The 9,926-nt window shown below is 72.1% G+C and carries 12 protein-coding genes; 11 read left to right on the forward strand and 1 reads right to left on the reverse strand.

Going from position 1 to position 9,926, the window contains the following annotated elements; translation table 11 throughout:
• Positions 1–43: 43 nt before the first annotated feature.
• Complete coding sequence (locus tag ACZ45T_RS38975) at positions 44–676, reverse strand: TIGR03085 family metal-binding protein (protein ID WP_468449199.1); 633 nt, start codon at positions 674–676, stop codon at positions 44–46.
• Between the two features lie 81 nt (positions 677–757).
• On the opposite strand from ACZ45T_RS38975, the gene hisI reads away from it, so the two are divergent.
• The 11 genes from hisI to lgt all read left to right on the forward strand — a co-directional run bounded on the left by hisI (position 758) and on the right by lgt (position 9,842).
• On the forward strand, positions 758–1,126 hold the full coding sequence (hisI, locus tag ACZ45T_RS38980; RefSeq protein ID WP_319721786.1) for a phosphoribosyl-AMP cyclohydrolase: 369 nt from the start codon (positions 758–760) through the stop codon (positions 1,124–1,126).
• 15 nt (positions 1,127–1,141) lie between these two features.
• Positions 1,142–2,632, forward strand: a complete 1,491-nt coding sequence (locus tag ACZ45T_RS38985; RefSeq protein WP_468449202.1) for an anthranilate synthase component I — start codon at positions 1,142–1,144, stop codon at positions 2,630–2,632.
• A gap of 14 nt (positions 2,633–2,646) precedes the next feature.
• Complete coding sequence (locus tag ACZ45T_RS38990) at positions 2,647–3,300, forward strand: TIGR02234 family membrane protein (RefSeq protein ID WP_468449204.1); 654 nt, start codon at positions 2,647–2,649, stop codon at positions 3,298–3,300.
• Between the two features lie 116 nt (positions 3,301–3,416).
• A complete protein-coding gene (locus ACZ45T_RS38995; protein ID WP_468449206.1) occupies positions 3,417–3,668 on the forward strand; it encodes an HGxxPAAW family protein in 252 nt (83 codons plus the stop codon).
• Between the two features lie 76 nt (positions 3,669–3,744).
• Positions 3,745–4,248 carry a DUF2752 domain-containing protein gene (locus tag ACZ45T_RS39000; protein ID WP_468449208.1) on the forward strand — a complete coding sequence of 168 codons (504 nt, stop codon included), beginning with the start codon at positions 3,745–3,747 and terminating at the stop codon, positions 4,246–4,248.
• Positions 4,249–4,420: 172 nt separating this feature from the next.
• Complete coding sequence (gene trpC / locus ACZ45T_RS39005) at positions 4,421–5,230, forward strand: indole-3-glycerol phosphate synthase TrpC (RefSeq protein WP_468449210.1); 810 nt, start codon at positions 4,421–4,423, stop codon at positions 5,228–5,230.
• 8 nt (positions 5,231–5,238) lie between these two features.
• Positions 5,239–5,463: a tryptophan biosynthesis modulator TrpM gene (gene trpM / locus ACZ45T_RS39010; protein WP_468449212.1), complete on the forward strand. Its 225-nt coding sequence runs from the start codon at positions 5,239–5,241 to the stop codon at positions 5,461–5,463.
• Between the two features lie 189 nt (positions 5,464–5,652).
• Entirely contained in the window at positions 5,653–6,897 is a 1,245-nt protein-coding gene (trpB, locus tag ACZ45T_RS39015; RefSeq protein ID WP_468449214.1) for a tryptophan synthase subunit beta, read from the forward strand.
• On the forward strand, positions 6,894–7,721 hold the full coding sequence (trpA, locus tag ACZ45T_RS39020; protein WP_468449216.1) for a tryptophan synthase subunit alpha: 828 nt from the start codon (positions 6,894–6,896) through the stop codon (positions 7,719–7,721). The genes trpB and trpA overlap by 4 nt, the downstream gene beginning before the upstream one ends.
• A 96-nt stretch (positions 7,722–7,817) precedes the next feature.
• Positions 7,818–8,729, forward strand: coding sequence for a DsbA family protein (locus tag ACZ45T_RS39025; RefSeq protein WP_468449218.1), 912 nt, complete (start codon positions 7,818–7,820; stop codon positions 8,727–8,729).
• Positions 8,730–8,816: 87 nt separating this feature from the next.
• Positions 8,817–9,842, forward strand: a complete 1,026-nt coding sequence (gene lgt, locus ACZ45T_RS39030; RefSeq protein ID WP_468449220.1) for a prolipoprotein diacylglyceryl transferase — start codon at positions 8,817–8,819, stop codon at positions 9,840–9,842.
• The last annotated feature ends 84 nt before the right edge of the window (positions 9,843–9,926 follow it).

Raw genomic sequence — 9,926 nt, forward strand, 5'->3', positions numbered from 1 at the left:
ATTGAGGCGCGGCCACCGGCCCGCACCCGGAGAACGGGCGCGGCTAGATGCCCAGCTCGGCCGTCGTCAGCTTGGCGACGGCCTCCTTGTCCCCGTCCAGGGTCACCGCGGCAGCGTCCTGGCGGCCGAAGCAGAACAGCGTCAACTCGCCCGGCTCGCCCGTCACCGTCACCACCGGCGCGCCCTTGTGCGCCACCGCCGTCTGCCCGTTCGGGCGCCGCAGCACCAGGCCCACCGGCGAGCGGCGGCCGGTCAGCCGGGCCAGCCTCTCCAGGCGGGACCACAGAGAGTCCGAGAACACCGGGTCCAGTTCCCGCGGGGACCAGTCCGGCTGGGCCCGGCGGACGTCCTCCGCATGGACGTAGAACTCGACCGCGTTCGCGGCCTCGTCGATCTGCTTCAGCGCGTACACCGACATCCTCGGCGGACCCGTCCGGATCAGCTGGATCAGTTCCTCGTACGGCTTGGCCGTGTACTCGGCCATCGCCTTGTCCAGGCGGGCCTTCAGGACGTTGAGCAGTATCCCGCCCGCCGCGTCCGGCCGACGCTCCCGCACCACCACGTGCGCGGCCAGTTCCCGACAGGTCCAGCCGTCGCACAGGGTGGGGGCCTCCGGGCCGGCCGCCTCCAACAGGTCGGCCAGCAGCAGGCGTTCACGCTTCGCATGGGTAGACATGCGGCCAGCCTACGCGCCGGAAGCCTGCTCATCAGGCGGACAAGGATCATCGGGCTCGTCCGCGCCCGGCACAATGGCTGCATGAGTACGTCCCCCCGCCCCGGCAGCCTCGATCCCGCCATCGCCGCGCGCCTCAAGCGCTCCGCCGACGGCCTGGTACCGGCCATCGCCCAGCAGTACGACACCGGCGAGGTGCTCATGCTCGGCTGGATGGACGACGAGGCCCTGCACCGCACCCTGACCACCGGCCGCTGCACGTACTGGTCCCGCAGCCGGCAGGAGTACTGGGTGAAGGGGGACACCTCCGGCCACTTCCAGCACGTCAAGTCCGTCGCCCTCGACTGCGACGCCGACACCGTGCTCGTCAAGGTCGACCAGGTCGGCGCCGCCTGCCACACCGGCGCCCGTACCTGCTTCGACGACGATGTCCTTCTCCGCGCCGCAGACTAGGTAGGGTCCCGAGCCATGGATCTTGAGACGTTCCGCAAGCTCGCGGCCGACCGCCGCGTCATCCCCGTGAGCCGCAAGCTGCTGGCCGACGGGGACACCCCCGTCGGGCTCTACCGCAAGCTGGCCGCCGAACGCCCGGGCACCTACCTGCTGGAGTCCGCCGAGAACGGCCGGTCCTGGTCCCGGTACTCCTTCGTCGGCGTGCGCAGCGACGCGACGCTGACCGTCCGCGACGGCGAGGCGCACTGGATCGGCACGCCGCCCGTCGGCGTACCCACCGGCGGCGACCCCCTCGACGCCCTGCGCGTCACCATCGAGGCCCTGCACACTCCCCGCGACCTGGCGGGCGGCATGCCGCCCTTCACCGGCGGCATGGTCGGCTACCTCGGCTACGACATCGTGCGCCGCCTGGAGCGCATCGGCGAGCACACCGCCGACGACCTCGAACTGCCCGAGCTGACCATGCTGCTCACCTCGGACCTGGCGGTCCTGGACCACTGGGACGGCACGGTCCTGCTCATCGCCAACGCCATCAACCACAACGACCTCGACACGGGCGTGGACGAGGCCTACGCGGACGCCGTCGCCCGCCTCGACGCCATGGAGGCCGACCTCGCGCGGCCCGCCCCCTACACGCCGGCCCCGCTGCCCGCCTCCGAGCTGCCCGAGTTCAGCGCCCTGTGGGGCGGCGAGGACTACCAGGCGGCCGTCGAGGACATCAAGGAGCGGATCCGGGCCGGCGAGGCCTTCCAGGTGGTGCCCTCGCAGCGGTTCGAGACGCCCTGCAAGGCCTCCGCGCTGGACGTGTACCGGGTGCTGCGGGCCACCAACCCGTCCCCGTACATGTACCTCTTCCGCTTCGAGAACGGCTTCGACGTGGTCGGCTCCAGCCCCGAGGCGCTGGTCAAGGTCGAGGACGGGCGGGCCATGGTCCACCCCATCGCGGGCACCCGCCACCGCGGCGCCACCCCGCAGGAGGACCACGAGCTCGCCGAGGAGCTGATGGCCGACCCCAAGGAGCGCGCCGAGCACCTGATGCTCGTCGACCTGGGCCGCAACGACCTCGGCCGGGTCTGCGAGCCGGGCTCCGTCGAGGTCGTCGACTTCATGTCCGTCGAGCGGTACTCGCACGTCATGCACATCGTCTCCACGGTCACCGGGCGCGTCGCCGAGGGCAAGACCGCCTTCGACGTGCTCACCGCCTGCTTCCCGGCCGGCACCCTCTCGGGCGCCCCGAAGCCGCGCGCCATGCAGATCATCGAGGAGCTGGAGCCCTCCCGCCGCGGCCTCTACGGCGGCTGCGTGGGCTACCTGGACTTCGCCGGGGACTCCGACACGGCCATCGCCATCCGTACCGCGCTGCTGCGCGACGGCACGGCGTACGTACAGGCCGGCGCCGGGGTCGTCGCCGACTCGGTGCCCGAGCTGGAGGACAACGAGTGCCGCAACAAGGCCGCCGCGGTGCTGCGCGCGGTCGGAGCGGCGAACCGCCTCCACGGCTCCTGAAGGCGTAGGGGATAGTGGGGTGCGTGAGTGCCGTACCCCCGCCCCGAACCGATGCCGCCGCCGAGCCCGACGAGGCTCCCGACAGCCGCGGCGGCCGCCGCAGCGTGGCCGTCGCGCTGCTGCTCGGCGCGCTCGGCGCGACCGTCGTCCTGCTCGCCTCCGGCCGCGTCTGGGCCCGGGGCACCACCGCCATCGGCGGCGACCCCCTCCTGCTGACCGCCGACGGCCGGGACGTCTCCGGCTTCCCCGCGGCCCTGGCCATCGTGGGCCTCGCCGCGCTGGTCGCCGTCTTCGCCGTACGCGGCAACGGCAGGCTGCTGGTGTCGGGGCTGCTGGCCCTCAGCGGCCTGGGCGCGGCGCTGTCCGCCGTCCTCGGCCCGGACGGGCGCCGGGTCCTGGACGCGCAGGCCGCCCGTACGACCGCGGACACCGCGGCGCACGTGGCCGGGCTGACCCAGACCACGTGGCCGTACGTCACCGCCGCCGGAGCGGTCCTGATCCTGGCCGCCGGGCTGCTGGCGCTGCGCTTCGGCCGGAGCTGGCCCTCGATGGGCGGCCGCTACGAGCGTGACGGCAGCCCCCGTCCGCGTACGGTCGCGGCGGTTGATCCGGACCGGCCGGAGGATCTGTGGAAGGCTCTGGACCGCGGCGAGGACCCGACCCGCTGACGGACCCCCCGTGGACGGCCACCCGGCCCCGTGCGGGACAATGTCACCGAGCGTTCGACACAGACCGCGCTTTCCGCACAGCATCACCATCGCGACAGAGCAACGAGGAGCAACTCATGGCGGGCACTAGCCACGGACACACCCCGGCGGCCTGGACCGGTGTCGTCATCGCATTCATCGGTTTCTGCATCTCCGGCGCCTTCATGGTGATCGCGAACCCGTACGGCTTCTGGGCCGGTCTCGTCGTCGTCGCGCTCGGCGGTGTCGTCGGCATGGCGATGAGGGCCGCGGGCATGGGCGCGCCGAAGGCCCAGCACAAGGACCTCGCCGAGGTCATCGCCGCCGCCAAGGCCCCCGCCAAGGTCTGAGCGGGCGACCGGCGTCCTTCCGGGCGCACGCGGCGCAGCCGAAAAGGCGCGGCCCCGTGGGGCTGCGCCTTTTGTCATGACCGGAGAGAATCAGCTGGTGGACGCCTCTCGCACCCCCGATTTCCCGCCGTCGTCGACGCCCCGGGTGCCCCCGGTGCCCCCGGCACCCGCCGAGCGGCCGTCCAGGGCCCGGCGGATGGCCGCCCCGGCGCTCTACCCGGCCGCGGCCGCGTCGGCCTTTGCGTATGTGGGCGCCGTGGACCCCAACGAGCCGGGCCACTACCCGGTCTGCCCGATGCTGCGGCTGACCGGAATCCTGTGCCCCGGCTGCGGCGGACTGCGCAGCGCACACGCGTTCGCCCAGGGCGATCTGATCACAGCTTTCGGGGCAAATGCCCTCGCCGTCGTGGGCTACTTCGCCTTCGCCGCCTTCATGGGCCTGTGGCTGGTTCGCGCCTATCGGGGCGGGCCGGTCCCGAGGGTGGCCCTGCGGCGGCCGCACTGGTGGGGGATCGGGGCGCTGGCGCTGGCTTTCGTCGTTGTCCGAAATCTTTCTTTCGGGTCCGCGCTGGCGCCCTGAGCCCTGTGAGCAGGCCGGATGAAGCCCCGATTCCGAATGTCCAGTTACTGGGACGCCGTCAACCGCGTGCGGAGGGCAACGCCTCCTGCGGATACCATTTGATTGCTGACCTTGCAGTTGTACGTGTCTGCAAGGCGGCCGACCGTCATCGACCCGGAAGGGGGCCGCTCGCGTGAGTGTGCTCGACGAGATCATCGAAGGGGTCCGCGAAGACCTTGCCGAACGGCAGGCCCGCGTGAGCCTCGACGAGCTCAAGGAGCGTGCCGCCAAGGCGCCCCAGGCCAAGGACGGCGTCGCTGCCCTGCGCGGCGACAGCGTCAAGGTGATCTGCGAGGTCAAGCGTTCCAGCCCCTCCAAGGGCGCGCTGGCCGCGATCGCCGATCCGGCCGGGCTCGCCGCCGACTATCAGGCGGGCGGTGCGGCGGTCATCTCGGTCCTCACCGAGCAGCGCCGATTCGGCGGCTCGCTGGCCGACCTGGAGGCCGTCCGCGCCCGCGTGGACATCCCGATCCTGCGCAAGGACTTCATCGTCACGGCGTACCAGCTCTGGGAGGCCCGCGCCTACGGCGCCGACCTCGTGCTGCTGATCGTCGCGGCCCTGGAGCAGGAAGCCCTCGTCTCCCTCATCGAGCGGGCCGAGTCCATCGGCCTGACCCCGCTCGTCGAGGTTCACGACGAGGAGGAAGTGGAGCGCGCGGTCGCCGCCGGCGCCAAGATCATCGGCGTCAACGCCCGCAACCTCAAGGACCTCAAGGTCGACCGCTCCACCTTCGAGCGCGTCGTCGGCGAGATCCCGGCCCACATCGTCAAGGTCGCCGAATCCGGCATCCGTGGGCCGCACGACCTGATCGCCTACGCCAACGAGGGCGCCGACGCCGTCCTCGTCGGGGAGTCCCTGGTGACCGGACGCGACCCGAAGGCGGCCGTGGCCGACCTCGTCGCCGCCGGCGCCCACCCCGCCCTGCGCCACGGGCGGAGCTGACCTCAGCCATGGCCCACCACCTGCCCTCCGTCAGCACGCAGTCCGCGCCGCCGGCATCTCGCCGCGGCCCGGTCGGCGTGCCGACGGCGCACGCGCCCCTGGCGCGCGGCTGCCGCCCCCGCGGCTGCCGCGCCCCGGCCCGGCGCGTGCACGGGCGGCGGGTCCGGTACGTGATCGGCTCCGAGCCCGGTCAGGTCAACGGCATGCGATGGCGCCGCGGAGGCGCGCTGTAACGAGGAGTCCCACGCGGCGGGAGCCGCGGGGAGCTCCCGTACGGTCTGACGCCCGGGCCGACCGGCTCGGGGCGCGGACCGACCCGTACCGTACGCACGCATGCCCCAGCGGGGTGTGCGCGGCGCGGGCGGGCGGCGCAATACGGTGAATCCACCCCGCCGCATCTCGCACCCGTAGGAGCACTGGACATGTCCAGCGAGTTCTTCGTTCCAGACCCGGAAGGTCACGTCCCCAACGCCGAGGGTTACTTCGGTGACTTCGGCGGCAAGTTCATCCCGGAGGCGCTCGTCGCCGCCGTGGACGAGGTCGCCGTCGAGTACGAGAAGGCCAAGGGCGACCCGGCCTTCGCGGCCGAGCTCAACGAGCTCATGGTCAACTACACCGGCCGCCCCAGCGCCCTCACCGAGGTGCCCCGCTTCGCCGAGCACGCCGGCGGCGCGCGGATCTTCCTCAAGCGGGAGGACCTCAACCACACCGGCTCGCACAAGATCAACAACGTGCTGGGCCAGGCGCTGCTCACCAAGCGCATGGGCAAGACCCGGGTCATCGCCGAGACCGGAGCCGGCCAGCACGGCGTGGCCACCGCCACCGCCTGCGCCCTCTTCGGTCTCGACTGCACCATCTACATGGGCGAGATCGACACCCAGCGCCAGGCCCTCAACGTGGCCCGGATGCGCATGCTGGGCGCCGAGGTCATCGCCGTGAAGTCCGGCTCCCGGACCCTGAAGGACGCCATCAACGAGGCGTTCCGCGACTGGGTCGCCAATGTGGACCAGACCCACTACCTCTTCGGCACGGTCGCCGGCCCGCACCCCTTCCCGGCCATGGTCCGCGACTTCCACCGGGTCATCGGTGTCGAGGCCCGCCGCCAGATCCTGGAGCGCGCCGGCCGGCTGCCCGACGCCGTCGCGGCCTGCGTCGGCGGCGGCTCCAACGCCATCGGCCTCTTCCACGCCTTCATCCCGGACGCCGACGTCCGCCTGGTCGGCTTCGAGCCCGCCGGGCACGGCGTCGAGACCGGCGAGCACGCGGCCACGCTGACCGCCGGCGAGCCCGGCATCCTGCACGGCTCCCGCTCCTACGTCCTCCAGGACGAGGAGGGCCAGATCACCGAGCCGTACTCCATCTCGGCCGGTCTGGACTACCCGGGCATCGGCCCCGAGCACTCCTACCTCAAGGACTCCGGCCGCGGCGAGTACCGCGCGGTCACCGACGACGCCGCGATGCAGGCCCTGCGCCTGCTCTCCCGCACCGAGGGCATCATCCCGGCGATCGAGTCGGCGCACGCCCTCGCCGGCGCGCTCGACCTGGGCAAGGAGCTGGGCAAGGACGGCCTGCTGGTCGTCAACCTGTCCGGCCGCGGCGACAAGGACATGGACACGGCCGCCCGCTACTTCGGGCTGTACGACGGGACCGAGGGGGAGACCAAGTGAGTGCCAGCGAGAAGACCGGGCGCATCCAGCTGCTGAGCGACACCCTCGCGAAGGCGAAGTCCGAGGACCGCGCGGCCCTCGTCGCCTACCTCCCCGCGGGCTTCCCGACCGTCGACGGCGCCATCGAGGCGGTCAAGGCCGTCATCGCGGGCGGCGCGGACGTGGTCGAGGTCGGCCTGCCGCACAGCGACCCCGTCCTGGACGGCGCGATCATCCAGACCGCCGACGACATCGCCCTGCGCGGCGGCGTCAAGATCGCCGACGTGATCCGCACGGTCCGCGAGGCACACGAGGCGACCGGGGCCCCGGTCCTGGTGATGACCTACTGGAACCCCATCGACCGCTACGGCGTCGAGCGGTTCACCGCCGAGCTGGCCGCGGCGGGCGGCGCCGGCTGCATCCTGCCCGACCTGCCGGTGCAGGAGTCCGCGCTGTGGCGCGAGCACGCGGAGAAGCACGGTCTGGCGACCGTCTTCGTCGTGGCCCCCAGCAGCAAGGACGAGCGACTGGCCACCATCACGGCGGCCGGCTCCGGCTTCGTCTACGCCGCCTCCCTCATGGGCGTCACCGGCACCCGCGAGTCGGTCGGCAACCAGGCACAGGACCTCGTACGGCGCACCCGCGCCACCACCGAGCTCCCCGTCTGCGTCGGCCTGGGCGTCTCCAACGTCGAACAGGCCAAGGAGGTCGCGAGCTTCGCCGACGGTGTGATCGTCGGCTCGGCCTTCGTGAAGCTGCTCCTGGACGCGCCGGACCTGCCGGCCGGGCTGGACGCCGTACGGGCGCTTGCGGGCGAGCTTGCGGAAGGCGTACGCAGGAGCTGAGGCGAAAAGGGACACCTGATCGGGTTCTGTAGCCCGATCGGGTGGAAGTGGGAGCAGGGAGGCACGCGAGTGCCTCCCTGCTTCGTTTGGCCGAACGTGAGCGAGAAGAACGACGGTGCGAACCGCGATGCGACGAAACGATCGGCCCGGGAGCGACTCCTCGTGGAGCGCGAGCGGCAGAAGACCCGGGACAAGCGCCGGCGGACCCTCATCGTGGCGGCGGCGGTGGTCGGCGTGCTCGGCCTGGCGACCGTCGTCGGTGTGATCGCGGCCAACACGGGCAAGGACGGCGGCTCCGCGAAGGCCGGCCCGGTGGTCGCCCCGTCCGGGGCCACCGGCAAGGACGCCCTCGCCATCCAGACGGGCAAGGGCGAGGCCAAGTCCACCCTGACCGTGTGGGAGGACTTCCGCTGCCCCGCCTGCAAGTCCTTCGAGGACAACTACCGGGACACCATCCACGAGCTGGAGGCCAAGGGGCTGCTCAAGGTCGACTACCACCTGGTCACGCTCATCGACGGGAACATGGGCGGCAGCGGATCGCTGAAGGGGGCGAACGCCGCGGCCTGCGCGCAGGACGCCGGCAAGTTCACGGCGTACCACGACCTCCTCTTCCAGAACCAGCCGCAGGAGATCGACGACGCCTTCGGCAAGAACGCCAGGCTGCTGGAACTGGCGGCCAAGGTGCCCGGGCTGGACACCCCCGAGTTCCGCTCGTGCGTCGAGGACGGCACGCACAACAGCTGGGTGGCCAAGTCGCACGAGGCCTTCGCCGCCGGGAAGTTCCGGGGCACGCCGACCGTGCTCCTGGATGGCAAGAACATCTTCTCCGACGAGAAGAACCCGCTGACCCCGCAGAAGCTGAAGGAGCAGGTCGAGGGCGCGGCCAAGGGCTCCGGGGCGGGCGCGGCGAAGGGAACGGGGAAGTCGGCCTCCCCGTCGGCCTCACCTTCGGGCGGGGGATCGCGGACGGCTTCGAAGAGCGGCTCCGACGCCACCTCGCAGAACTGAGAACCGGCCGGTCAAGGTCTGGATTTGGTTTCGTCTTGCCGGGCGGTTGCGGTCCGCACCGCCCGGCAGGGTAGCGTCATGTCTGCCATGGACATTGCTTACATCCCCAGTCCGTCGACCGGCGTGATCCATCTCGGACCGATCCCGCTCCGCGGCTACGCGTTCTGCATCATCATCGGCGTCTTCGTCGCCGTCTGGCTCGGCAACCGGCGCTGGATCGCTCGCGGCGGAAAGCCGGGCACGGTCGCGGACATCGCCGTGTGGGCGGTGCCGTTCGGCCTGGTCGGCGGTCGCCTCTACCACGTGATCACCGACTACCAGCTCTACTTCGGCGAGGGCCGCGACTGGGTCGACGCCTTCAAGATCTGGGAAGGCGGCCTCGGCATCTGGGGCGCGATCGCGCTCGGCGCGGTGGGAGCCTGGATCGGCTGCCGGCTGCGCGGCATCCCGCTGCCGGCCTGGGCGGACGCCCTGGCCCCCGGTATCGCGCTGGCCCAGGCCTGCGGACGCTGGGGCAACTGGTTCAACCAGGAGCTGTACGGCCGGGCCACCGACCTGCCGTGGGCGGTGGAGATCAGCGCCGGCCCGAACCGGGACGCCGGCACCTACCACCCGACCTTCCTGTACGAGTCGCTGTGGTGCATCGGCGTCGCGGTGCTGGTCATCTGGGCCGACCGCCGCTTCAAGCTCGGCCACGGGCGGGCGTTCGCCCTGTACGTCGCCGCGTACTGCGTCGGCCGCGGCTGGATCGAGTACATGCGGGTCGACGAGGCGCATCACGTCCTGGGCCTGCGGCTGAACGTGTGGACCTCGATCGTCGTCTTCGTGCTGGCGGTCGTCTACCTGGTGCTGTCGGCGAAGCTCCGGCCGGGCCGCGAGACGGTCGTGGAACCGGATGCCTCCGGCGGTGAGGGCGGTGACGGTTCGGCTCCGGCCGACGCGGGTGCCTCCGGCGGTGAGGGTTCGGCTCCGGCCGATGCGGGTGCCTCCGGCGGTGAGGGCTCGGTTCCGGCCGATGCTGACGCCGCCGCCGAGCCGAAGGTGGCCGTCCTGACGAAGGACGCGCCCGCCGAGCAGGGCGGGACCGAGTCCCCGGAGCCCGGGAAGGCCTGACCGTACGGTCCGAAGGGGGACGCCGCGCACCACGCGGCGTCCCCCTTCGCGTTTCCGGGTGCGGCCCGGTGGCCGCGCCTCAAA

The organism is Streptomyces sp. NPDC030995 (assembly GCF_055571215.1).

Bases quoted from the DNA above. Each gene is read 5' to 3' on its own strand.
- ACZ45T_RS38975 (WP_468449199.1), bottom strand. From the start codon at position 676: ATGTCTACCCATGCGAAGCGTGAACGCCTGCTGCTGGCCGACCTGTTG.
- hisI (WP_319721786.1), top strand. From the start codon at position 758: ATGAGTACGTCCCCCCGCCCCGGCAGCCTCGATCCCGCCATCGCCGCG.
- ACZ45T_RS38985 (WP_468449202.1), top strand. From the start codon at position 1,142: ATGGATCTTGAGACGTTCCGCAAGCTCGCGGCCGACCGCCGCGTCATC.
- ACZ45T_RS38995 (WP_468449206.1), top strand. From the start codon at position 3,417: ATGGCGGGCACTAGCCACGGACACACCCCGGCGGCCTGGACCGGTGTC.
- ACZ45T_RS39000 (WP_468449208.1), top strand. From the start codon at position 3,745: ATGACCGGAGAGAATCAGCTGGTGGACGCCTCTCGCACCCCCGATTTC.
- trpM (WP_468449212.1), top strand. From the start codon at position 5,239: ATGGCCCACCACCTGCCCTCCGTCAGCACGCAGTCCGCGCCGCCGGCA.
- trpB (WP_468449214.1), top strand. From the start codon at position 5,653: ATGTCCAGCGAGTTCTTCGTTCCAGACCCGGAAGGTCACGTCCCCAAC.
- lgt (WP_468449220.1), top strand. From the start codon at position 8,817: ATGGACATTGCTTACATCCCCAGTCCGTCGACCGGCGTGATCCATCTC.